Annotated in this window: 18 protein-coding genes; 7 read left to right on the top strand and 11 right to left on the bottom strand. The window is 65.8% G+C overall.

Annotated elements, in window-relative coordinates; genetic code table 11:
• Positions 1-132 precede the first annotated feature (132 nt).
• Positions 133-2,709, top strand: a complete 2,577-nt coding sequence (locus tag ACZK0Z_RS11220) for a glycoside hydrolase family 3 protein (RefSeq protein ID WP_100443851.1) — start codon at positions 133-135, stop codon at positions 2,707-2,709.
• Positions 2,710-2,899: 190 nt separating this feature from the next.
• Positions 2,900-4,147, top strand: a complete 1,248-nt coding sequence (locus ACZK0Z_RS11215) for an arsenic transporter (RefSeq protein ID WP_049430762.1) — start codon at positions 2,900-2,902, stop codon at positions 4,145-4,147.
• 25 nt (positions 4,148-4,172) lie between these two features.
• Here the strand turns inward: ACZK0Z_RS11215 and ACZK0Z_RS11210 are convergent, their stop codons facing one another.
• From ACZK0Z_RS11210 to ACZK0Z_RS11190, 5 genes are all read right to left on the bottom strand, one after another.
• On the bottom strand, positions 4,173-5,606 hold the full coding sequence (locus ACZK0Z_RS11210; RefSeq protein ID WP_478449642.1) for an OprO/OprP family phosphate-selective porin: 1,434 nt from the start codon (positions 5,604-5,606) through the stop codon (positions 4,173-4,175).
• A gap of 132 nt (positions 5,607-5,738) precedes the next feature.
• Positions 5,739-6,515 (bottom strand): ABC transporter permease, encoded by a 777-nt coding sequence (locus tag ACZK0Z_RS11205; protein ID WP_005409726.1) that lies wholly within the window; start codon positions 6,513-6,515, stop codon positions 5,739-5,741.
• Entirely contained in the window at positions 6,499-7,332 is an 834-nt protein-coding gene (locus ACZK0Z_RS11200; protein ID WP_014647218.1) for an ABC transporter ATP-binding protein, read from the bottom strand. The genes ACZK0Z_RS11205 and ACZK0Z_RS11200 overlap by 17 nt, the downstream gene beginning before the upstream one ends.
• Before the next feature lie 14 nt (positions 7,333-7,346).
• The gene (locus tag ACZK0Z_RS11195) at positions 7,347-8,405 is read right to left on the bottom strand and encodes an ABC transporter substrate-binding protein (RefSeq protein ID WP_049430767.1); all 1,059 of its coding nucleotides are present in this window, start codon (positions 8,403-8,405) and stop codon (positions 7,347-7,349) included.
• Positions 8,406-8,481: 76 nt separating this feature from the next.
• Positions 8,482-9,603 (bottom strand): 4-oxalomesaconate tautomerase, encoded by a 1,122-nt coding sequence (locus ACZK0Z_RS11190; RefSeq protein ID WP_197632021.1) that lies wholly within the window; start codon positions 9,601-9,603, stop codon positions 8,482-8,484.
• 109 nt (positions 9,604-9,712) lie between these two features.
• Here ACZK0Z_RS11190 and ACZK0Z_RS11185 point away from each other — a divergent pair, with 109 nt between their 5' ends.
• Positions 9,713-10,615 carry a LysR family transcriptional regulator gene (locus ACZK0Z_RS11185; protein WP_049430770.1) on the top strand — a complete coding sequence of 301 codons (903 nt, stop codon included), beginning with the start codon at positions 9,713-9,715 and terminating at the stop codon, positions 10,613-10,615.
• Positions 10,616-10,680: 65 nt separating this feature from the next.
• On the opposite strand, the gene ACZK0Z_RS11180 is transcribed toward ACZK0Z_RS11185, so the two are convergent.
• Together ACZK0Z_RS11180 and ACZK0Z_RS11175 are read right to left on the bottom strand one after the other, a co-directional pair.
• Positions 10,681-13,329: an excinuclease ABC subunit UvrA gene (locus ACZK0Z_RS11180; protein ID WP_197631949.1), complete on the bottom strand. Its 2,649-nt coding sequence runs from the start codon at positions 13,327-13,329 to the stop codon at positions 10,681-10,683.
• Between the two features lie 118 nt (positions 13,330-13,447).
• A complete protein-coding gene (locus tag ACZK0Z_RS11175) occupies positions 13,448-14,662 on the bottom strand; it encodes an FAD-dependent monooxygenase (RefSeq protein WP_478449639.1) in 1,215 nt (404 codons plus the stop codon).
• A 135-nt stretch (positions 14,663-14,797) separates the two neighbouring features.
• Here ACZK0Z_RS11175 and ACZK0Z_RS11170 point away from each other — a divergent pair, with 135 nt between their 5' ends.
• Positions 14,798-15,733, top strand: a complete 936-nt coding sequence (locus tag ACZK0Z_RS11170; protein WP_049430778.1) for a LysR family transcriptional regulator — start codon at positions 14,798-14,800, stop codon at positions 15,731-15,733.
• Between the two features lie 13 nt (positions 15,734-15,746).
• On the opposite strand, the gene ACZK0Z_RS11165 is transcribed toward ACZK0Z_RS11170, so the two are convergent.
• The 4 genes from ACZK0Z_RS11165 to ACZK0Z_RS11150 form a co-directional block, all read right to left on the bottom strand.
• Positions 15,747-16,262: a hypothetical protein gene (locus tag ACZK0Z_RS11165; protein WP_049430781.1), complete on the bottom strand. Its 516-nt coding sequence runs from the start codon at positions 16,260-16,262 to the stop codon at positions 15,747-15,749.
• A 40-nt stretch (positions 16,263-16,302) separates the two neighbouring features.
• A complete protein-coding gene (locus ACZK0Z_RS11160; RefSeq protein WP_197631948.1) occupies positions 16,303-16,734 on the bottom strand; it encodes a BLUF domain-containing protein in 432 nt (143 codons plus the stop codon).
• A gap of 821 nt (positions 16,735-17,555) precedes the next feature.
• Complete coding sequence (locus ACZK0Z_RS11155; RefSeq protein ID WP_049430785.1) at positions 17,556-18,425, bottom strand: methylenetetrahydrofolate reductase; 870 nt, start codon at positions 18,423-18,425, stop codon at positions 17,556-17,558.
• Positions 18,425-19,339, bottom strand: a complete 915-nt coding sequence (locus tag ACZK0Z_RS11150) for a LysR family transcriptional regulator (protein WP_049430788.1) — start codon at positions 19,337-19,339, stop codon at positions 18,425-18,427. Before ACZK0Z_RS11150 ends, ACZK0Z_RS11155 begins: the two co-directional genes overlap by 1 nt.
• 75 nt (positions 19,340-19,414) lie before the next feature.
• Between ACZK0Z_RS11150 and msuE the strand changes: the two genes are divergently transcribed.
• The 3 genes from msuE to ACZK0Z_RS11135 are packed head-to-tail and all read left to right on the top strand — an operon-like array spanning position 19,415 to position 22,109.
• Positions 19,415-20,002 (top strand): FMN reductase, encoded by a 588-nt coding sequence (gene msuE / locus ACZK0Z_RS11145; RefSeq protein WP_197631946.1) that lies wholly within the window; start codon positions 19,415-19,417, stop codon positions 20,000-20,002.
• A 56-nt stretch (positions 20,003-20,058) separates the two neighbouring features.
• Complete coding sequence (locus ACZK0Z_RS11140; protein ID WP_049430793.1) at positions 20,059-21,036, top strand: DUF1852 domain-containing protein; 978 nt, start codon at positions 20,059-20,061, stop codon at positions 21,034-21,036.
• A gap of 38 nt (positions 21,037-21,074) precedes the next feature.
• A complete protein-coding gene (locus ACZK0Z_RS11135) occupies positions 21,075-22,109 on the top strand; it encodes a methionine synthase (RefSeq protein ID WP_049430794.1) in 1,035 nt (344 codons plus the stop codon).
• The last annotated feature ends 261 nt before the right edge of the window (positions 22,110-22,370 follow it).

Genomic DNA, 22,370 nt, shown 5'->3' with positions numbered 1-22,370 from the left:
CAAATCCCATGCCGCTGTGCAGCAAGCATTCGTCCCACGGGCTGGGTATGCTCGGTTTTGACTGACAACGCTGTCAGGTTGCTTTCCGGCCGCCGAGCCCACCCAAGCCACCCTTCCGAGATGATTGTTCCGATGAACATCCGTCATTCCGATCGTGCGAAGCGCAACCCCGTGTTCCGTCCCCACCGCCTGATGCTGGCTGCGGCGCTTGCCATGGCGCTGGTACCTGCGGCCGGTGCGGCCCCTGCCCCGGTGAACGACGCAGGCACCATCACGCCCGCGCACTGGCCCAGGGCAACCTGGCCGCTGGCCGACGATCCGGCCATGGAACGACGCATCGACGCGCTGATCGCATCAATGACGCTGGAAGAAAAGGTCGGCCAGATCGTGCAGGGTGATATCGCCAGCATCACGCCCGATGACGTGCGCAGATATCGATTGGGTTCAATACTGGCAGGCGGCGCATCCGACCCAGGTGGCCGCTACAACGCAAAGCCCGCCGAATGGCTTGCGCTGGCCGACGCGTTCTGGGAAGCCTCGATGGACACGCGCAACGGTGGCAAGGCCATTCCCATCGTCTGGGGCATTGATGCGATGCATGGCCAGAGCAACGTGGTGGGTGCCACTCTGTTCCCGCACAACATCGGCCTGGGCGCAGCGCGCAACCCGGAATTGCTGCGCGAGATCGCAAGGATCACCGCGGCCGAAACCCGCGTGACCGGCATGGAATGGACCTTCGCGCCGACCGTGGCCGTCCCGCAGGACGACCGCTGGGGGCGCACGTACGAGGGCTACTCGGAAGATCCGGCACTGGTGGCCAGCTATGCAGGGGCCTTCGTCGAGGGCCTGCAGGGCAAGGCGGGGGCCGCGGACTTCCTCGACGACCACCACGTGATGACCACGGTCAAGCATTTCCTCGGCGATGGCGGCACGGGCAACGGCAAGGACCAGGGCAACACCACGGTCAGCGAGGCCGCATTGCGTGACATCCATGCCGCTGGATACCTGCCGGCGATCAATGCGGGCGCGCAGTCGGTGATGGCGTCGTTCAACAGCTTCCATGGCGAGAAGATGCACGGGCACAAGCCACTGTTGACCGATGTGCTGAAGGGCCGGATGGGTTTCGGCGGCTTCGTGGTCGGTGACTGGAACGGCCATGGCCAGATCAAGGGCTGCAGCAACACCGACTGCGCGAAGACCTACGTCGCCGGCCTGGACATGGCCATGGCACCGGACAGCTGGAAGGGGATGTATGAGAGCACGCTGGCCCACGTGAAGGACGGCACCCTGCCGGAGGCGCGGCTGGACGATGCCGTCCGCCGCATCCTGCGGGTGAAGATGCGCATGGGCCTGTTCGACAAGCCCAAGCCCTCCGAGCGCGCATTGGGCGGCAAGTTCGAGCTGCTCGGGGCGCCGGCGCATCGCCAGGTGGCGCGGCAGGCCGTGCGTGAATCGCTGGTGCTGCTCAAGAACCAGAACCAGCTGCTGCCACTCTCGCCGAAACAGCGGGTATTGGTTGCGGGCGATGGCGCCAACGACATGAGCCGTCAGGCGGGCGGCTGGACGCTCAGCTGGCAGGGCGACGGCACGCGTCGCGAGGACTTCCCGAATGCGGAAACGATCTGGGAAGGTCTGCAGGCACAGGTCAAGTCGGGCGGCGGCCAGGCCGAACTGGCCATCGATGGCCGTTACCGCAATCGCCCCGATGTAGCCATCGTGGTGTTTGGCGAAGATCCCTACGCCGAATTTCAGGGCGACTTGCCCAACCTGATGTTCAAGAACGGCAAGTCCGGAGACCTGGAGCTGATGCGACGCCTGAAGGCAGACGGCATTCCGGTCGTGGGGGTGTTCCTGAGTGGGCGCCCGCTGTGGCTGAACCGCGAAATCAACGCCGCCGATGCCTTCGTGGCTGCGTGGCTGCCGGGCTCGGAAGGTGGGGGCGTGGCCGATGTGCTGCTGCGCGGCGGCGATGGGCGCGTGCAACACGACTTCCGCGGAAAGCTGAGCTACTCCTGGCCACGCCGCGCCAACCAGTACGAGAACAACGTGGGGCAGAAGGACTACGACCCGCAGTTCGCCTTCGGATACGGCCTGACCTATGCCGACAAGGGAAATCTACCTGCGCTTTCCGAGGACCCCGGCATTGATCCGGACGCCGCGGGTAGCGGCACCCTGTTCGAGCGTGGTGTGGCCGGCACCGGCCTGATGCTTCGCCTGACTGCCGCCAATGGCGAATCGACCGATGTCGTGCATCCCAATGCAACCACTGCCGACCAGTCACTGGCGATGGTCGCGATCAACACCGATGTGCAGGAGGGCGCACGCCAGTTCAGTTTCCGGGCGCCGGCCACGGTGGCCTTGCAGGCCAATACTCCGCTGGACTGGTCGCGCGAGACCAACGGCGAGCTCTCCGTGGTAGCGACCGTGCGTGTCGAGCAGCTCCCTGCGGCATCCGCAGTGACACTGGGTACCGCCTGCGGGGCGGCGTGTTCTGCCGAGGTTGCGCTGGGCCCTGCGCTGTCGGCAGCGCCGCGGAATGAGTGGCTCAGGTTGGGCGTTCCCCTCAAATGCCTGGCCAAGGCCGGGGCAGACATGAGCCGCTTGAGCGTACCGTTTGCACTGCGCGCCGGAAAGGGCACAACGCTTGCGATCACCTCTGTCGTACTGGGCACCGAGTTCGATCGCAAGGTGGAGTGCGCGACGCAGTAGGCGCCGTGTTGAATGCCTTGGCGCGGCCGTCACGGACCGCGCCGCGCCAGGGCATTCGCTGGGCAGCCGGCACGGTATGATGCTGCAACCCCGGCACTTGCACTGATCGCAGCGGGCGCCTGCACGCCGATCACATACGCCGGGGAACCGGCGGCGGGGTCGATGGACGGCACCGCGCACGCCCTACTCCATGCTCGCTTCCCATTCTTCGCTCATCATCTGGATGGCGGTGGCCGTTGCCACTGTCGGCCTGCTGTTCCGCCCGTTCCGCATCCCGGAGTACGTGTGGGCGCTCGGCGCGGCCGCGTTGCTTCCGCTCAGCGGCACCGTGTCGTTCGGCACCACCTGGCACGCAGTCGCCGAAGGCCGCGACGTCTACCTTTTCCTGGTCGGCATGATGGTGCTGGCCGAGCTCGCCCGCCGCGAAGGGCTGTTCGACTGGCTGGCGCTGTATGCGGTGCGGCATGCGGGCGGCTCGGGGCGGCGCCTGTTCGACCTGGTGTTCCTGGTCGGCACGCTGGTAACGGTGTTTCTTTCCAATGATGCGACAGCCGTGGTGTTGACCCCGGCGGTCTACGCGGCCTGCAAGGCGGCCCGCGCCAATCCCCTGCCCTACCTGTTCGTCTGTGCCTTCATCGCCAATGCGGCCAGCTTCGTGTTGCCCATCTCCAACCCGGCCAACCTGGTGGTCTACGGCCAGCACATGCCACCGCTGCTGCAGTGGCTGGCGCAGTTCGCACTGCCCTCGCTGGCTGCGATCGGTGCGACCTATCTTGTGCTGCGCTGGGTGCACCGGCGCGAGATCGCACAGCCGCTGGTGGCCGCGCCGCAGCATCGCCCGCTGACCGAGGGCGGGCGCCTGAGTGCGCTGGGTGTGCTGTTCACCGGCAGCGTGCTGCTGGTGACCTCTGCACTTGACGGGCCGCTGGGCCTGGCCACGTTCTGCGCCGGTGCCCTGAGCGTGGCGGCGGTGGTGGTTCGCCAGCGCCGCAGCCCGCTACCGCTGCTGCGCCACGTAGCCTGGGGCGTGCTGCCGCTGGTGGCCGGGCTTTTCGTGCTGGTGGAAGCGGTAGCGCAGACCGGCGTCATCCAGACTGCGGCCAGCGCGCTGCAGGCGCTGGCGAAGACGTCACCGCAGCAGGCCAGCTGGCTGGCAGGTGGCGCGGCCGCACTGCTCAGCAACGTGGCCAACAATCTGCCGGTGGGCCTTGCGGCCGGTTCGCTGGGCCAGATGGCTGAACTGCCCGCACAGACCCGTGCCGCGCTGCTGATCGGCGTGGACCTTGGGCCGAACCTGTCGGTGACCGGCTCGTTGGCCACCATGCTGTGGCTGGTGGCGTTGCGTCGCGAAGGCGAGCATGTCAGCGCGCTCGACTTCCTGCGCGTCGGCGCGCTGGTGATGCCGCCTGCACTCATCGCTGCGCTGTTGCTGCTGTGACCAGAATGCAGGCGGCGGCCCGGCTCTAGAAGGCCAACTGCAGCCGGGTATTGAAGGTGGTGCCTTCATCCCTGCCCGCGGCACTGCCGCTGCGGTGGCGGGTCTGCCAACGCACGGCTTCGAACATCACCCGGCTGAAATCGTTGAGGTACCAGTTCGCGCCCAGTGTCCACGCGTGGCCGGTACCGCCACTGGGCAGTTCGGCATAGTCCACGTCCTCATAGCGGCCCTTCAGCTCCCACGCACCGCTGCCGCCGCGCGTCACCGGATCGGCCACCTTCACCTTGCCCCACGTGCCGGCCTTGCCCGAGTAGGACGGCAGCGCGCCCGCCAGGAACCAGCCGGCCGAGATCGCCCACGCCTCGTGGTCGCGACCATAGCGCCCGCTGGCATCGGCCCCGCGCAGGCTTCGCGTACCCCACTCGCCGGTTGCCCACGCCAGGCCGAAGAAGCCGGCCAGTTCCGCACCGTAGGCGGTGCTGCGCTCGGCACCCAGCAGTGTGCCCGGCGCGATCTTGACCAGATCGTTGAAATGCCCTGCGATGGCCGAACTGCGCACCACGCCGCTGGCCCCAGCGGGAATCTTCTCGTGGAAGGCCCATGCGCCCAGATGCACCGTGGCGTCAGCGGTGTCCAGCGGATTCCAGTGGACGCGCGTGGCCCAGGTCTGGCTGTCGTTGTCGGTGCCGGCGTTGTTGAGGTCGTTGCCGGACACCGACAGGCTGGCGTGCCACCCCTTTCCATGCACGCGCTCGGTCAGCCCGACACCAAACAGGCCGCGCTGCGGCAGCATCAACGTGCCGACCACGTTGCGTTCCTGGAACGGCGTGTTGGAGGTGCTGCTGGAGCCATCGATACCGCGATCGTTCAAGCGGTTGCCCATCGTGAGATCGGCCGGCAGGCCGAACAGGGTGTGGTCCAGCGTGGCGTAGACCGACTTCCAGGCCACCGCGTTGTCGGCGAAGTCACCCTCCACCACCCAGCCCAGGGTTCCGTAGCGTCCCTCTGCCCCCAGGCGCACCGAACGGATCTCGGTACCCGAAACATTGCGTTCGGCGACCGCGGAACCGTCAGTACTTGAGGCATCGACGAACAGGCGGCCGCGGGGACGGAACACCGTATTGCCGTCGGCACTGCTGAACTCCGGTGCGCCCTTGGCCCAGGAGACCTTGGGCAGCTTGGACTGTCCCGATTCCAGTGCGGCCACCCGCGTCTCCAGCGCAGGTGCGGGCGGCGTGGGCGTTGCGGCCGCAGTGCCCTGCCCGCCCTCCACGGCGCGGAGGCGAGCTTCCAGTTGCTGGATCTGCAACGCCTGCTGCTGCACCAGGTGTGACAGTTCGGCCTGGCTCAGTGGTGCGGGCGGGGGCGAAGTAGACTGGGCGCCTGCGTGACCGCTGGCCAACAGCAGGCCGAGCGCGACCGACAGCGCTGCCAGCGGCAGCACGGTGGAATGATTCATGGGCTCTCTCTCCGGCCAGCCGGCCCCCTGGCCCGGCGCTGGCCTGTTGCGGTGGTGCGGGGGAAGATCGGGGGAAGAAGTGCGCGCCGCCGGATCGGTCCGGCGGCGGCAGGCCGGCTCAGCGCGGCCGGTTCAGCTGGTGGCCTGTGCCTGGGCGTTGGGACGCCAGGTGATCAGCTTGTTCTCGACCACGTCCAGCAGGGCGTCGATGACCAGCACGAAGGCGGCCAGGATGATGATGCCGGCGAACACGCCCACGGCATTGAAGTTGCCCTCGGCCTGCGCGATCAGGTAACCCAGGCCCGCCGAGGCCCCGAGGTACTCACCGATGATCGCGCCGACCACCGCGAAGCCCACCGAGGTGCGCAGCGAGGACAGGATCCAGCTGGCTGCTGCGGGGAAGTAGACATGGCGCAGCAGGTCGCTGCGGCTTGCGCCCAGGATGCGGGCATTGGCCAGCACCACCGGATTCACCTCGCGCACGCCCTGCATGGCATTGAAGAACGTGGTGAAGAACACCAGGGTGACCGCCAGCGCCACCTTCGACCACAGGCCCAGCCCCAGCCACAACACGAAAATCGGCGCCAGCACTACGCGCGGAATTGCGTTGAAGCCTTTGATGAAGGGATCGAGGATGCGCGCCGAGCGTCGGCTCAGGCCCAGCCACACGCCGCCAGCCACACCCAGACCGGTGCCGATGATGTAGCCCAGCGCGGTTTCGGTGAGGGTGATGTAGACGTGCTGGTAGAAGGACGTATCGGACAGCCAGGTCCAGGCCTGCTGCACGATCGCCGTCGGCGAAGGGAAGAAGAACGGATCGATCACGCCCAGCGCGATACCGCCTTCCCAGCCGCCGAAAACGGCGACTACCAGGGCCAGCTGGATGAATTTGTCAGTCTTGGCGTGCATAGCTCTTCTCCACTTCGCCGCGCAGGCAGGCCCAGATGTCGCGGTACAGATCGGTGAAACGGTCATCCAGCTTGATCTCGGCCACGTTGCGCGGCCGTTCCAGATCCACGTCGAAACTGCGCACGACACGGCTGGCCGGGCCGGAGGACAGCACCACCACGCGATCCCCCAGGGCGATCGCTTCTTCCAGGTCATGGGTGATCAGGATCACCGAGCGCCGGTCCTCCTGCCACAGACGCAGCAGCTCGTTCTGCATCAGGTGCCGGGTGTGGATGTCCAGCGCCGAGAACGGTTCATCCATCAGGATCACCTTCGGCTCGACGATCAGCGCCTGCGCCATCTGCACCCGCTTGCGCTGGCCACCGGACAGCTGGTGCGGGTAGCGGTGCTCGAAACCGGCCAGGCCGACCTTGGCCAACCACGCGTTGGCCTTGGCCTTGCGTTCGGCTTCGGGCACGCCGCGGAAGCGCAGGCCGAGTTCAACATTCTGGTAAGCCGTCTTCCACGGCAGCAGCGCATCCTGCTGGAACAGGTAGCCGACCGACTCCTGCACGCCGCTGACGGCGCGGCCGTCGATGCTGACCTGCCCGGAAGACGGCTTCAGCAGACCCGCCACGGAATTGAGGATGGTGCTCTTGCCGCAGCCGGTCGGGCCGACGATGGCAAGGAACTCGCCGTCACCCACCTGGATGTCGACATCACGCACGGCGGTGAATTCGCCGAAGGACATGGTCACCTTGTTGATGGCGACCATGGTCTGTGCAGGCTCCAGCTGCGGTGCGCCATTGAACTGGCGCACGGTGGCATTGAGGGCCATGGGGTTACCTCCGCTTACGGTTGGGCCGCCGGCGCCGCAGCGTTGGCACGCTCGACGAAGGCATTGGTGTAGGTCCTGGACAGATCGATGTTGGCCTTGGCCACATCCGTGTTGAACTCGCGCAGCACCTTCAGTGGGGTTTCCAGGTCGGCCGGCGTGAAGTGACCGTACCGGGTAAAGATCGCGCGCGCGTTCTCCACCGCGCGGGCATAGGTGGCGCGATCGCCGGAGACGTAGCTGTCCGGCAGCGCGGCAACGATCTCTTCGGCACTGTTGTCGGCGATGAACTTCAATGCCATCTGCTCGGCACGGGCGATCTTCTCGGCCGCTTCGGGGCGCTTGTCCAGGAAGCTCTGGTTGGCATACATCACCGAGGTCGGGTACAGGCCACCATAGACCTGGCGGGCGCCGTCGTCGCTGCGCGCGTCGAGGAGGATCCTGCCGACCTTGCGCTCGGTGATCAGGGTGGCAGCCGGGTCGTAGTTGACCAGCAGGTCGATCTTGCCCTGCTCCAGGGCGGCAACCGCTGCGGCGCCGGAGCCGACGCCGATCAGCGAGATGCTGTCGGCCGGAATATCATGCTGGGCGAGGAAGTGACGGACGAAGAAGTCTGACGAGGAGCCCGGCGCGGTGATCCCGACCTTCTGGCCCTTGATGGTTTCCGGCCGGGCCGGATCGAAGGTGGCATCCTCACGGCCGGCCATCACCAGCCCGGAATTGCGCGAGAGCAGCACGAAGGCGACGACGTCCTTGCCCTTGGCCTGCATCTGGATGGTGTGGTCGTAGAAGCCGACGGCCACATCTGTGGAATTGGCCACCAGCGCCTGCAGTACCTTGGAGCCGCCCTGGGCGAAGTTCTCGGTCTTCACTTCGAGACCGACATCCTTGAAATAGCCCTTGGCGTCGGCGATGAAGAACGGCAGGTTGTTGAGGTTGTAGGAGCCGACGCTGATGCGCACCGGTGCGTTGTCAGCGCTGCCTGTGGTCGCACCTTCGGCGCGGCCGCTGTTGCTGCACCCGGCCGCGGCCAGGCCGGCCGCGCACAGCGCGGCCATCAGGAACTGCTTGTACATCATCCCTCCCAGGAGTGAAGCATCTACGTTGTGGTGGCGGGGCAGGCACGCCTGTGCCGACCCAGCCGGTTTCAGATCATGCCGCTGACGTCCATTGGCGGTCTTGGGTGGTACTGGCCGTGGCGTGCGCGGGCGACGTTGCATATACCCGACCGTCGAACAGTCGGCGTGCGGTGCGCACCACGCTGGCAATCACCGGCGTATCGTCCGAACTGCGACTGAGACTCACCTCCAGGGCCCCGCTCGGATGTTCGAGGGTAATGCTGCCGGGAACGGACAGGCATCCGACCAAAGTGTGGGCCAGCGTGCCCGGCGTGACGGCGGCGGTGGCCAGGCCGACCGCGCCGGTGATGGCCAGTGCGGTGTGGCATTGGTGCGGCATGAAATAGCGCACCTGCAGATCGCCCCCCTGTTGCGGCGCCGACAGCAGCACCGGCTTGGGAATGACCTTGTTGCCGGCGTCGGCGATGCCCATGCGGGCACCTGCCTGGATGCGCAGCGCTTCCAGCCGGCGCATGAACGTCGCGTCCGCGTTCAGTTCGGCGGGCGAAGCATCACCCCGTACGCCCAGGTCCTCGGCACGCACCAGCATCATCGGCATGGCGCAGTCCACCAGGCTGACCGGGACGCCATCGATGGACTCCTGCGCGTGCCCGCTGGGCAGCAGCTTGCCGGTGCGGGCGCCCGCGGCATCAAGGAAAGAGAGCCTGACCGGCGAGGCCGAGCCCGGCGCACCGGCAATGCGCGTATCACCGCGATAGACCACATTGCCGCCAGGCGTTTCCACCGTCGCGATGATCAGCTTGCCGGTATTGACGTTGTGGATGCGCACCTCGGTCTGCGGGTCCTGAGCCTGCACCAGCCCCCGCTCGATGGCATACGGGCCCACCGCCGCCAGCATGTTGCCGCAGTTGGGAGACGTGTCCACGACCTGCTGCTCCACCCTTACCTGGGCGAACAGATAGTCCACGTCGGCATCTGCCCGGCTCGATCGGTCGATGATGGCCACCTTGCTGGTCAGCGCGTTGCCACCACCGATGCCGTCGATCTGCAGCGGATGACCCGACCCCATCACTTCCAACAGCAGGCGATCGCGTTCGGCGGTGTTCGCCGGAAGGTCGCTGGCCAGGAAGAACGGGCCCTTGGAGGTGCCGCCGCGCATGAGCACGCAGGGAATGCTGAGCAGATCGTTGGACATACGTGTGCTAGATTGATGCGTATAGGAGATTAATGACCCCTCTGTGATTCGATACTGGCATGACCCCAATTGATCTGTGAATTGCTGATTTTTGGATGATTGATACCTGATGAGCATTAATTGCGAAATTCTCGATCTACGCGCGTTCCTGCTGGTATCAGAGACGCGCAGCTTTCATCGGGCGGCGGAGATCCTGCATGTCTCCCAGCCGGCACTCAGCCGCCGGATCCAGAAGCTGGAGCAGGCCGTGGGTTCGCCGCTGCTGGAGCGGACCACGCGCAGCGTCAGCACCACTGCCGTCGGTGAGAACCTGCTGCCACTGGTGCGTCGCATGCTGGAGGAATTCGATGGATCACTGTTCTCACTGCGCGGCCGCGAAGACACCCGCGGCGCTACCGTCACCATCGCGTGCCTGCCGACGGCGGCGTTCTACTTCCTGCCCAGCGTGATGGCGCGTTTCCACGAAGCGCATCCCAACGTCCGCTTCCGGATCCTGGATATCCCGGCGACCGAGGGCCTGCAGGCGGTGGAACGTGGCGAAGTCGAGTTCGGCATCAACTTCATGGGCGCCAACGATCCGAATCTCGATTTCGACGTACTGGCCGAAGACCCGTTCGTGCTGGCCTGCCGACGCGACCACCCGCTGGCCCGCAAGCGCAAGGTGGAGTGGGCCGACCTGGCCGAGCATCAGCTGATCACCGTGCATCGCACCAGCGGCAATCGCACGCTGCTGGACGGCGCCCTGGCGCGCGAGAACCTCAAACTGAGCTGGCACTACGAAGTGACCCACCTGTCGACGTCACTGGGCATGGTCGAGGCCGGTATCGGCGTTTCTGTCCTGCCGAAAATGGCGACGCCGGACGGGGATCATCCCACCCTGGTGACGCGCTCGATAGGCAACCCTGTGGTGTCGCGCACGATCGGGATCGTCCGTCGCCGAGGCGCCCTGCTCTCGCCTACTGCGGAACGCTTTCTTCAGATGTTGATGAGCCAGTGGCGCGGGGAGAGCTGAACATCGTTTGATGGACCGGCGGACCCGAGATCTGGCGGAAAGTGATGGCCGGGCATGGCTCGGCCCTACAGAGGCGCCAGCTCGCGCGCCAGAAACGGCGCCGTCCGGCTGCCCTTGGCACGCGCCACCTGATGCGGCGTTCCCTTCGCCACGATGGTGCCGCCCGCGCCACCTGCGCCCGGGCCGACGTCGATCACCCAGTCGGCCTGCGCGACCGCACGCATGTCGTGCTCGATCATGACCACGGTGTTTCCTGCCTCGACCAGCCGCTGCAGCTGTACCAGCAGCCTGTCCGCATCGGAGGCATGCAGGCCGGTGGTGGGTTCGTCCAGCACGTAGAGCGTGCGCCCGCGCTGGCTGCGCTGCAGTTCGGTGGCCAGCTTGATGCGCTGGGCCTCGCCCCCTGAAAGCTCGGTGGCCGGCTGGCCCAGCCGCAGGTAACCCAGGCCGATTTCCTGCAGCAGCTGCAGCGGTCGGGCGATGGGCTCCTCCCCGCTGAAGAACGCATGCGCCTGGTCCACCGTCATCTGCAGGACCTCGGCGATGTTGCGGTCATTCCACAGCACCTTCAGCGTGGCTTCGTTGTAACGCGCGCCGTGGCAGGTGGGGCATGGGGCGTAGACACTGGGCATGAACAGCAGTTCGACGCTCACGAAACCCTCGCCTTCGCAGGTCTCGCATCGGCCCTTGGCCACGTTGAACGAGAAACGGCCCGCATCGAACCGGCGACGACGTGCGGCCGGCGTCGCCGCGAACAGCTTGCGAACGTGATCGAACAGCCCGGTATAGGTGGCCAGGTTGGAGCGTGGCGTGCGGCCGATCGGCTTCTGGTCCACCTGCACCACGCGTTGGATGGCGTCCACATCCCCGGCCAGTTGGCCTCGGGTGGTTTCGATCACCGTCGGCCCGTCGGTCGGCGATGCCTCGGCACCATCGTCCGCGGGTTCGTGCCCCAGATGCAGCAGCATCAGCTCCGGCAGTGCCTGCGCCATCAGGCTGGACTTGCCCGAGCCGGAAATGCCGGTCACTGCCGTCAGCAACCCCAACGGCACCTGGGCGTCCACGCCCTGTAGGTTGTGGCGATGGATGCCCTGCAGTTCCAGCCAATGCCTTGCGCTGCGCTGGCGGCTGGCGGGTGCCGGCACCCGGTCGAACAGATACTGGGCCGTGCGCGAATCCTGCACCTGGCGCAGGCCGTCGGGCTCGCCGCTGTAAAGCACGCGCCCTCCCCGTTCGCCGGCCTCCGGCCCCACGTCCACCAGCCACTGCGCGCGGCGCATCAGCTCCAGATCGTGCTCCACAACGAACACCGAGTTGCCGCCATCACGCAGCCGATCCAGCGCGTCGTACAGCGCCTGGCTGTCGGCCGGGTGCAGGCCAGCCGAAGGCTCGTCGAGCACGTACAGCACACCGAACAGCAGCGAGCTGAGCTGGGTGGCCAGCCGCAGGCGCTGCAGTTCGCCGGCGGACAGCGTTGGCGTGGCGCGGTCCAGCGAGAGATAGCCCAGGCCCAGCTCACGCAGCTGCCGTACACGCGCCATGACCCCAGCCGCCAGTCGCTGTGCAGCCAGCCGCTTCTCTTCCGAAAGGGCCGAAGTCAGGCGGACATCCGGGGCCGCAGCATGGACGGCGCGCCCGCTGGCCGCACGCTGGTTGCGGTCGCGGCGCGTGGCGTTCCTGCTGGTGGGTTCGCCCCGGCTGTGCGCGCTGAAGTCACCTTGCGCGATGGGCTCCAGCAGATCCGCCAATTGATCCAGGGGCAGCCGCATGAACTCGCCGATATCCACGCCCGCGAAGGTGATCGAGAGCGCTTCCGGCTTCAGTCGCTTTCCGTGGCAGGCCGGGCACAGCTTGCCTTCCATGTAGCGGGAAACCCGCTTGCGCATCAACGCGCTCTGGGTATTGGCAAAGGTCTGCAGCACATAGCGGCGCGCGCCGGTATACGTGCCCATGTAACTCGGCTCGAGCTTCCGCTTGAGTGCGGCCCGGGTCTCGGCCGGCGTGAAGCCGGCATAGACCGGCACGGTGGGTGTTTCCTCGGTGAACAGGATCCACTCCCGGTCCTTCTTCGGCAGCTTCTTCCACGGCACGTCGATGTCGTAGCCGAGCGTGACCAGGATGTCGCGCAGGTTCTGGCCATGCCAGGCTGGCGGCCAGGAAGCGATGGCGCGCTCGCGGATGCTCAGCGACGGGTCCGGAACCATCAGCGCTTCGGTCACCTCGTACACATGCCCAAGCCCGTGGCAGGTGCTGCAGGCGCCCTGCGGCGTGTTGGGCGAGAAGTCCTCGGCGTACAGCATCGGCTGGTTGGCCGGGTATGCACCTGCACGCGAATACATCATGCGCACCAGGCTGGACAGCGTGGTGACACTGCCCACCGATGAACGTGCATTGCTCGCGCCGCGCTGCTGCTGCAACGCCACTGCCGGTGGCAGCCCGTCGATGGCGTCCACATCGGGCACGCCGGCCTGGTCGATCAAGCGCCGCGCGTAGGGCGCAACGGATTCAAAGTAGCGCCGCTGTGCCTCGGCGAAGACGGTGCCGAAGGCCAGCGAAGACTTGCCGGAACCGGATACCCCGGAGAACACCACCAGTGCATTGCGCGGGATGGAGACGTCGACATTCTTGAGATTATGCTCTCGCGCACCGCGCACCTCGACGCAACCGCTGGCAGCGGCGGCACATGACGATTCACCAAAGGGGGGCTTGGACATCTTCGCGATCCTGCGGGCAGTGAACGGCGCGCGTCGAAGCGCGCCCAATGGTGCATTCTCGCTGCTGCGGGGTGAAGGTGGGGGATGGCGCGGTCAGGCCATGGGTGATTCCCAACTTTCATAGGCGATACATGCTGCCTGCACTGTTTGCCGCCAGCCTTTCAACGCGGTCGGCCATCGGCAGGCCCTGCGACCATCCTGCCGCCATGGCCAGCGCGTCGCGCATTGGGTCGGATGCCCTGGCGCGCTCGTTGCGGATACGACAGGTTTCAGGGTCGTTGGCGAACAGGCCGCGCGCGAACATGCGGCCCTGCTCTGCCAGCCGGGCAGTCTTGGGGCCGCGGATGGTGGCGAAGCGCAGCAGTACCTCTTCCAGGCAGCCATCGCCCCCGCCAATGCAGCGTGCCAGGTGCCACGCGTCTTCAAGTGCCTGGCATGCTCCCTGCCCCGATGTTGGCAGCGGCGCATGGGCTGCGTCCCCAATGAGCAGCACGTTTGCGCGGCTCCAGGTGTGCAGCGGCTCAAGGTCGTGCACGGCGACCCGCTGGACGGCGTGCGCCGGCGTGGCCTCGATGAGGCGGTCGACAGGCTCGGGCCATCCTGCAAACAAGCACCTCACTTCGTCGTGCATGCCCGCGGCGGGGGACGCCGCAGGGAGTGGGCGCGCCTGCGCGGCCGCCCAATACACCCGATCTTCGCGGACGGCGACGCAGCCGAAACGATCCCCGGCACCCCAGTAGTCATCGATCCTGATGTCGCTTGCCAGTGCCCTGCCCTGTGCAACCCCGATCCAGTTCACGAAGCCCTGGTAGATCGGCGTGTTGTCCCCCGCGACGAACCTGCGCGCCACCGAATCCATGCGCCCGTCCGCGCCGAGCAGCAGATCCGGGCGGATGCTGTGCCCATTGTTGAACCGCGCCACGGCCTTGCCGCTGGCATCCAGCTCAATTGTTTCGGCGCAATGCCCGAACGCCACCGGGATACGCGCTCGCATCACATGATCCAGCAGAACCGCCTGCAGGTCCCTGCGCAGAATCGTATGGGTCGGGTATCCCATGATCTGGTCCAGCAACGTGATATCCAGGCCACCCAGCGGGTCACCCGCTGCATTCCAGCGGTGCACGGATGTCGGCCGGCCGCCGACTGCACCCATGTCCTCCAGCAGCCCGAATTCCTGCAGTACGAAGCCGGCGTTGGGCCAGAGTGTCACGCCGGCGCCCATGGTTGATGGTGCGGTGCGGCGCTCGTATACGAAGCAGCTGTGCCCTTGATTGTGGAGGGCAAGGGCCACGCTCAGGCCTGCGATGCCGCCACCCAGGATTCCTACGTCCATTCCAACACGCCTTTTTATCAGCCCCGGGTACGCCATTGCGGAGCATCCATGGGGCGGGAGTGCAGTCTGGACTCTGCCAATACTGGCAACTAGCATGCAGAAGTGAGAGAAGTTCATACCCTGGACGGGATAGTCATGCGCAGTAGTTTCGACCTGAACACCGTCCGTGTGTTCGTGGCCGTTGTAGACGAGCAGAGCTTTTCGGGTGCGGCGCGCCTGCTGGCCCTGCCTTCATCCAACGTCAGTCGCCATGTCGCTTCACTGGAGCGCAACCTGGGCGTTCGACTGCTGGAGCGCAGTACCCGCCACCTGCGCATGACAGAAGCCGGCACCTTGCTATACGCGCGCGCCAAGCCCCTGCTCGATACCCTGCTGTCCACCGAGGAGGAGCTCGGCGCGGTGCAGCGCGAACTGAAGGGTCCTCTGAGGATGTGCATTCCGACCGAAGCGCCACGGCTGCTCGCGCCCATCCTCGCCGAGTTCTGCAGTCTCCACCCCGGCATTGAATTGGAGTGCGACACGCGCCTGACCGGCCTGGAAGTGCTGCGCGAAGACATCGATCTCTCCCTGTTCTTCCACCGTGGCCCGCAGGATGACAGTGCGTTCATCACCCGTGTTCTGGCGACATTGCCCAGCATTGTGGTGGCCGCGCCGGCGTTGCTGGCCAGGACTGGCGTGCCGCATCGGGTGCATGAACTCAAGCGCTTCCCTTGCATCACCACCGCAAGTGCCCTGAAGGGGCAGCCCTGGCAGTTTCTCGACGCCACGGGAAACATCGTGAAGGTGTCTGTGCGCAGCCGCTATCGGGTCAACAGTGGGGAGTTGGCCGTTGCGGGCGCACGCCAAGGCCTGGGCTTTGCCATCGTTGCGGCCCATCCGTGCCAGGACGACATTGCCGACGGCCGGCTGCAGGAAGTGCAACTGGATCTGCTACCTGCGCCGCTGCAACTGCTTGGAGCCTATAGCCATCGCCATTCGGTCACGGCGCGGGTCCGGGCGTTGCTGGAATTCATCCAGGCCCGGCTGCAACCGGCAGCGCCTGTGTTGCGTCCCGATCAATCCGGGCGGTGACAGCGGCGGGCAGTCAGCGCCCGTCCGGCCGAACCGGCTCGCGAGCACCTGTTCTGGGAGCAAACGCCACCTTCTCTCCATTGACCAGCTCGACCACGAGCTGGTTGGAGTGATTGAAGCCGATGGTACTCGCCCAGGCGAAGTGCGAGACGGTACGCCGAAGCTGCGATGTGCGGCGATACAGTTGACCCAGGGTGACGGTGCGGACCAAGCGGCCACGATGGTAGAAAAGCAGCACCGGCTCGCTCAACCTCACGTCAGCCGGAACCAGGTTCATGCCCTCGTAGCCGACCACGACCGACTCCCCATCGTCCGACGGGAACAGCCAGCGATGCCACCCGGGTATCAGCCAGGCCTCTTGACCGGATGCCTGCGGCGTTACCCGTGTTGAATTCAAGGCCGGATCGGAATCAGCACAGAGATTCCGCGCGGAGGAGCATGCCGTGAACCTCTCCGGCGGCGGCAGCGGGGCATCGGCAAGCGCCGGGCCCGCAGCCAGTGCAGCAATGAGCGTGATGAGAGCCTTCATTTCACTGCACACCTCGATCAAGTGGCCGCCGAAGCGGAAACTAAGCGGCGTGTACGTAGGGCGCTACCGCCGCAGCAAGCACATCGATTCCCCACGCGGAGCCTGCGATTTCCTCGGGCTGCCTTCTCTTGAAGCGTGACCAGTCGGCCCTGGCAAGTCGGCCGACCAGAAGCTGATCGGCAGGAAGCTGGTGCATCGACCAATAGGGAAACTGGCGGGTAGAGACGCGCCCGCGGGCCAGCTCCACGACATCCGTGTGGCTGGCCGATTGCAGCACGCGCTCGTAGACGCTGGCCACGCCATCTTCCGGGCCTTCGAAGTACTGCACGAATCGCGTGCCGTCGTGCAGCAGCACGCCTGTCACCCCTGCAAGCTTGTTGAACCTTGCAGCATCGGCCACGAGCGCCTTCAGACGATCAATCGAAAGACCTTCGGCGGCCTGGCTTGCGTATACAACGGCCCTGATGGGCATGGACATCCGCCTTGAATGTGGCGCCACGTCGGCACCTATTCACACTCTAGCATCCGGTACAAGCCCGGGCCGTGATGCGTATTCTTAATTCTTCAGAATAAGGACGGTCGATGGCTGCGCCGTACGGCACGCCAGACGGCATGATGGGCGCCCCAAACGTTCAGGGCATTGTTCATCTTCATGCGAGACATCGGACAGTTCTATGTAGTCAGCGTCGAAGGAGTGGCGCGTGAGGATGGCACCCTGCTGCAGGTCACCCGGATTGATTGCTCCTGCCTGAAATGCTCAAGGCAATTCCGGGCCATTCCTGGTCATGGGCTTGTCGACCTCAACGGCGCTGCTTCGCTCAGCTGCCCGGGGTGCGGCAACCATCAGTCCGTCAGCCGTGCGCGGTTGGAGGAATTCACATTGCGGACTGACCCCTGAGTGGACCCGCACCGCTTCTCGACGCCGCGCCAACGCGCCCGACACCTCTGCATCGATATCTTCCCGTAGTAGACCCACAACGGCGTTCCAATGAGTCATACCGGCATATTCAAGATCACCGACCTCACCTACAGACCGGGCGCAGAGGGCGACCTGGCCCGGGCCCTGCAGATAGAAGCAACCTGCACGGCGTGCGGCGCAACCAGCGTCTGGGGTGAGCAGGAGATGGAGCATGTGAGAGGAGGCACCGTGCTTGCGTGCCGCGCGTGCGGTACGCGCCAGGCCATCAGCAATGCCGGCCTGATCAGCTGCCCGCCCGGGATACGACACCGGCAGGGCTGACCGGGACGGGACCGGGCAACCACGTGAACTGCCCGGCCGCCATGATTGACCTGTCAGCGGCGGGCAACCGACGCCTGCGCCCGATGCCGTTTGATCCAGTCCAGTGATTGGGCAATACCACCGAACGGGAAGAAGTGCGGGCTGGCCAACCCGTGGGCCTCAGTCAAACCGCTCACCAGGTGGTCCACGAATACTTCCGGCCCCGCGGTTCCGAGCAGTCGTCCGATCGAGATGCCGTACTTTGCCAGCATGGATGCACTGGCACCCACCCCGCACATTGCGGCGTAGCGTGCCAGCCGCGCGATGCTTGCCGGACCCGGCACGCCGACCAGTACCGGAACATCGATGCCACGGGCGCGCAGCGCGTCCAACCAGGCCAGAACGACGTCGGCATCGAAGGCGAACTGCGTGATGATCATCGGCGCCATGCCGCGTGCTTCGATGGCTCGGCACTTGTGATCCAGCACCTGCCAGCACTCGTCACTGCCCATCACCGGATGGCCCTCGGGATGACCGCCGATGGCGACGACCTTGATGCCGCCCCTCTCTAGAAGCCCTGTCTGGATGATCGAAGCGCTATCTGCAAATGGGCCGGCGGGCGTAGCCAGATCGCCGGCGATCACCAGGTACTGGGCGACACCGGCCTCGCTGGAGGCACGCTGCAGGAACCGCTCAAGCGCGGCACGCGACCCGATTCGGCGGGCCGGGAGATGCGGCATCGGCTCGAAGCCCAGTTCACGCACCCTGCGCGCCGCTGCCAGGCGTGCGTCGTCGTCCTCGCTGGCCAGCCAGGGAATGGAAATCGTCGTGCCACGCGGAATGCGGGCGGCTTCGGCAGCCAGCGCCGGCATGGCCTTGGCGCTTACCTCCAGCGAAAAGGCATCAAGGAAGGCCTGCGCCCGCAGTGACGTAGGTGCGGACATTACTTGCCCATGCCTGCACTGCTGGCCAGGGGCGAACTGTTCCGCGCCAGGTCGATGAAGGCCTCCAGATAGTCGATGCCGGTGTCGGCCTGGCGCGCACCCAGATAGATCTGCTTGGGAATGCCCTTCGCACCGAGGCGCACCGGTACCACGTCCATGCGCGCGGCATACTCCTCCACCAACCAGCGTGGCATGGCGGCCACGCCACGGCCGCTGGCCACCATCTGCATCATGATGTCGGTGGTTTCAATGGCCTTGTGCCGTCGCGGGGTGATGCCGGCCGGCAGCAGGAACTGGTTGTAGATGTCCAGGCGCTCGAACGGCACCGGGTAGCTGATCAGCACTTCCTGGGCGAGCTGGCGTGGCTTTACATGGTCGAGCTTGGCCAGCGCATGATTGCTGGCCACCACCAGCACCTGCTCGTAGTCGAATACGGGAATGAACTTCAGGCCCGGCTTCAGCAGCGGGTCCGGGGTGACCAGCAGGTCGATCTCGTACCCGAACAGTGCACCAATGCCGCCGAACTGGAACTTCTGCTTGACGTCCACGTCCACGTCCGGCCACGCGGCCAGGTACGGCGAGACGATCTTCAGCAGCCACTGGTAGCAGGGATGGCATTCCATGCCGATGCGCAGCGCACCCCGCTCACCCTGTGCGAACTGGCCCAGCCGCTCCTCGGCCAGGTCCAGCTGTGGCAACACCCGGTTGGCAACCGCCAGCAGGTACTGCCCGGCCTGGGTCAGCCGCAGGCTGCGGCCTTCGCGCAGCCAGACGTCGGTACCCAGCTGCTGCTCCAGCTTCTTCATGCTGTGGCTCAGGGCCGACTGGGTCAGGTTGAGTACGCCGGCGGCAGCGGTGAGAGAGCCCTGCTGCTCGACCTGCTGCACGATACTGAGGTGGATCCGCTCCAGCATGATGATGAATCCCGCTCATGGATTGGTGAAGTAATACCATTTTACGTCATGGAAGGGCGTGGCTAGCATCGGGTCATGCTTTCACCTACCCGCCCCCTTCGAATCGTCGCCGTTTCCGGCGGATTGCAGCGCCCCTCCAGGGCCGCGGCCCTGGCCGAGCATCTGCTGGACCTGATGGGCGAGGACATCCATAGCGAGCAGCACCTGGTTGAACTGGGCGAGCTGACCCCGCAGCTGGCGGGTGCGCTCTGGCGTTCGCAGCTGCCCGACACGGTGGAACGCCAGTTGGCCGCCGTCGAGCAGGCCGATGTGCTGGTGGTGAGCACGCCGGTCTATCGCGGCTCGTACACCGGGCTGTTCAAGCATTTCTTCGACTTCATCCACCAGGACGCACTGGTCGACACCCCCATCCTGCTGGCCGCCACCGGCGGCAGCGAGCGCCACTCGCTGGTGATCGACCATCAGCTGCGCCCGCTCTTCAGCTTCTTCCAGGCGCGCACCCTGCCGCTGGGCGTCTACGCCACCGACCGCGATTTCGTCGACGGCCGCGTGCACAACGATGCCCTGATCGAGCGGACGCGGTTGGCGGTGCGGCGGGCCCTGCCGCTGCTGGCCCTGCCCCGCCACCGCGCCGCCGCCCTTGAGGCCGCCCCAGCACATTGAATGCCGGATGCCTTCGCCGGCATCCGGATGTCACCCCGCACTACGGAACGCCATCCATGACGACCGACACCTTCACCTTCAGCATCACGCGCATCCCCTTCAACGAGGATTACCAGCCCGCCGATGGGACGCGCATCACCACCAATTTTGCCAACCTGGCCCGCGGCGCGTCGCGCCAGGAGAACCTGCGCAACACGATCAGCATGATCAACAACCGCTTCAACGATCTGGCGCACTGGGACAACCCCAGCGCGGATCGTTACGCGGTCGAGCTGGACATCATCTCGGTGGAGATGCACATCGATGGCGGCAATGGCAGCGATCCGTTCCCGCTGATCGAAGTGCTGCGACCGACCATCGTCGACACCCGCACCGGTGCCCGTACCGAAGGCATCGTCGGCAACAACTTCTCGTCCTACGTGCGCGACTACGATTTCAGCGTGGTGCTGCCGGCCAGCAACGAAGGCAAGGCCACCTTTGGCATTCCGGAAGGCTTTGGCGACCTGCACGGCAAGCTGTTCAGGCATTTCCTGGAATCTGACGCCTACCGTGCCAACTTCAGCAAGGGGCCGGTGATCTGCATCAGCGTATCCAGCAGCAAGACCTACCACCGCACCGAGAACCACCACCCGATCCTGGGCGTGGAGTACCGGCAGGGCGAGTTCTCTCCCACTGACCAGTACTTCGACAAGATGGGCCTGCAGGTGCGCTACTTCATGCCGCCGGGCAGCGTCGCACCGCTGGCGTTCTACTTCCAGGGCGACCTGCTGGGCGACTACTCGAACCTGGAGCTGATCGGCACCATCAGCACGATGGAGGCCTTCCAGAAGATCTACCGCCCGGAGATCTACAACGCCAACTCCGTGGCCGGCAAGGTCTACCAGCCCAGCCTGAAGCACCAGGATTACTCCTCCACCCGCATCGTCTACGACCGCGAAGAGCGCAGCCAGCTGGCGGTCAAGCAGGGCAGGTTCACCGAAGAACACTTCATCAAGCCATACCGCGCCGTGCTTGAGCAGTGGGCCGCCCGCTGATCCATCGATTCCCCACTCGCCCCAGGAAACAAGACGCAATGTCGACGAAGAAACTGCTTCCCACCTCCACCGCAGGCAGCCTGCCCAAGCCATCCTGGCTGGCCGAGCCCGAGAAGCTCTGGTCACCCTGGAAACTGCAGGACGATGGCCTGATTGAAGGCAAGCAGGACGCGCTGCGCCTGTCCCTGCAGGAACAGCAGCACGCAGGCATCGACATTGTCAGCGACGGCGAACAGACCCGGCAACACTTCGTTACCACCTTCATCGAGCACCTCAGCGGTGTCGATTTCGAGAAGCGCGAAACCGTGCGCATCCGCAACCGCTACGATGCCAGCGTGCCGACAGTGGTTGGCGCGGTCAGCCGCCCGAAACCGGTGTTCGTGGAGGATGCGAAGTTCCTGCGCCGCCAGACCGCGCAACCCATCAAGTGGGCCCTGCCTGGCCCGATGACCATGATCGACACGCTGTATGACGCCCACTACAAGAGCCGCGAAAAGCTGGCCTGGGAGTTCGCGAAGATCCTCAACGAAGAGGCAAAGGAACTGGAGGCCGCCGGCGTGGACATCATCCAGTTCGATGAGCCCGCCTTCAATGTGTTCTTCGACGAAGTGAACGACTGGGGCGTGGCTGCGCTGGAGAGGGCCGTCGAAGGCCTGAAGTGCCAGACGGCCGTGCACATCTGCTACGGCTATGGCATCAAGGCCAACACCGACTGGAAGCAGACACTGGGCTCGGAATGGCGCCAGTACGAAGAATCGTTCCCGAAGCTGCGGACCTCCAGTATCGACATCATCTCGCTGGAATGCCAGAACTCGCACGTGCCGATCGACCTGATCGAACTGGTGCGCGGCAAGAAGGTGATGGTGGGCGCCATCGACGTGGCCTCCAATACGGTGGAAACGCCGGAAGACGTGGCCAACACGCTGCGCAGGGCGCTGCAGTTCGTGGATGCCGACAAGCTCTACCCGAGCACCAACTGCGGCATGGCACCGCTGGCGCGTGAAGTGGCACGCGGCAAGCTGCGCGCGCTCAGCGCAGGGGCGAAGATCGTGCGCGAGGAGCTTTCGGCGTAGCGCGGCCACCCGGCGGGCGACTGGGTGGAGCCTGGTCTGTGGTCGACCAGGCTCTGCCATTTTCCTGCACATCAGGCCGCACTGCCATCGGCGGCCGACGGGGCGCGAGCGCCTCCTTGATCCGCCTCACCTCCCCCGCTCCCGCCTCAGCCAGGCGGCGGGCCTGCTGCCGCTGCTCGCGGGAGAGCGGTGGCGTCCCCGCACCTTGCGTGCCGGGCGTTGCATCCACCAGTCGTGCCACTGCATCGCGCAGCCGCAACT

It is taken from the genome of Stenotrophomonas sp. 116085_Sma (genome assembly GCF_056479585.1).
Note: the sequence above shows the minus strand (reverse complement) of the source record. Positions and strands in the feature narration are given on the sequence as shown.

Bases quoted from the DNA above. Each gene is read 5' to 3' on its own strand.
- ACZK0Z_RS11175 (WP_478449639.1), bottom strand. From the start codon at position 14,662: ATGGACGTAGGAATCCTGGGTGGCGGCATCGCAGGCCTGAGCGTGGCC.
- msuE (WP_197631946.1), top strand. From the start codon at position 19,415: ATGCTTTCACCTACCCGCCCCCTTCGAATCGTCGCCGTTTCCGGCGGA.
- ACZK0Z_RS11185 (WP_049430770.1), top strand. From the start codon at position 9,713: ATGAGCATTAATTGCGAAATTCTCGATCTACGCGCGTTCCTGCTGGTA.
- ACZK0Z_RS11190 (WP_197632021.1), bottom strand. From the start codon at position 9,603: ATGTCCAACGATCTGCTCAGCATTCCCTGCGTGCTCATGCGCGGCGGC.
- ACZK0Z_RS11165 (WP_049430781.1), bottom strand. From the start codon at position 16,262: ATGAAGGCTCTCATCACGCTCATTGCTGCACTGGCTGCGGGCCCGGCG.
- ACZK0Z_RS11135 (WP_049430794.1), top strand. From the start codon at position 21,075: ATGTCGACGAAGAAACTGCTTCCCACCTCCACCGCAGGCAGCCTGCCC.
- ACZK0Z_RS11150 (WP_049430788.1), bottom strand. From the start codon at position 19,339: ATGCTGGAGCGGATCCACCTCAGTATCGTGCAGCAGGTCGAGCAGCAG.
- ACZK0Z_RS11210 (WP_478449642.1), bottom strand. From the start codon at position 5,606: ATGAATCATTCCACCGTGCTGCCGCTGGCAGCGCTGTCGGTCGCGCTC.
- ACZK0Z_RS11170 (WP_049430778.1), top strand. From the start codon at position 14,798: ATGCGCAGTAGTTTCGACCTGAACACCGTCCGTGTGTTCGTGGCCGTT.
- ACZK0Z_RS11220 (WP_100443851.1), top strand. From the start codon at position 133: ATGAACATCCGTCATTCCGATCGTGCGAAGCGCAACCCCGTGTTCCGT.
- ACZK0Z_RS11155 (WP_049430785.1), bottom strand. From the start codon at position 18,425: ATGTCCGCACCTACGTCACTGCGGGCGCAGGCCTTCCTTGATGCCTTT.
- ACZK0Z_RS11140 (WP_049430793.1), top strand. From the start codon at position 20,059: ATGACGACCGACACCTTCACCTTCAGCATCACGCGCATCCCCTTCAAC.
- ACZK0Z_RS11160 (WP_197631948.1), bottom strand. From the start codon at position 16,734: ATGCCCATCAGGGCCGTTGTATACGCAAGCCAGGCCGCCGAAGGTCTT.
- ACZK0Z_RS11205 (WP_005409726.1), bottom strand. From the start codon at position 6,515: ATGCACGCCAAGACTGACAAATTCATCCAGCTGGCCCTGGTAGTCGCC.
- ACZK0Z_RS11215 (WP_049430762.1), top strand. From the start codon at position 2,900: ATGCTCGCTTCCCATTCTTCGCTCATCATCTGGATGGCGGTGGCCGTT.
- ACZK0Z_RS11195 (WP_049430767.1), bottom strand. From the start codon at position 8,405: ATGTACAAGCAGTTCCTGATGGCCGCGCTGTGCGCGGCCGGCCTGGCC.
- ACZK0Z_RS11200 (WP_014647218.1), bottom strand. From the start codon at position 7,332: ATGGCCCTCAATGCCACCGTGCGCCAGTTCAATGGCGCACCGCAGCTG.
- ACZK0Z_RS11180 (WP_197631949.1), bottom strand. From the start codon at position 13,329: ATGTCCAAGCCCCCCTTTGGTGAATCGTCATGTGCCGCCGCTGCCAGC.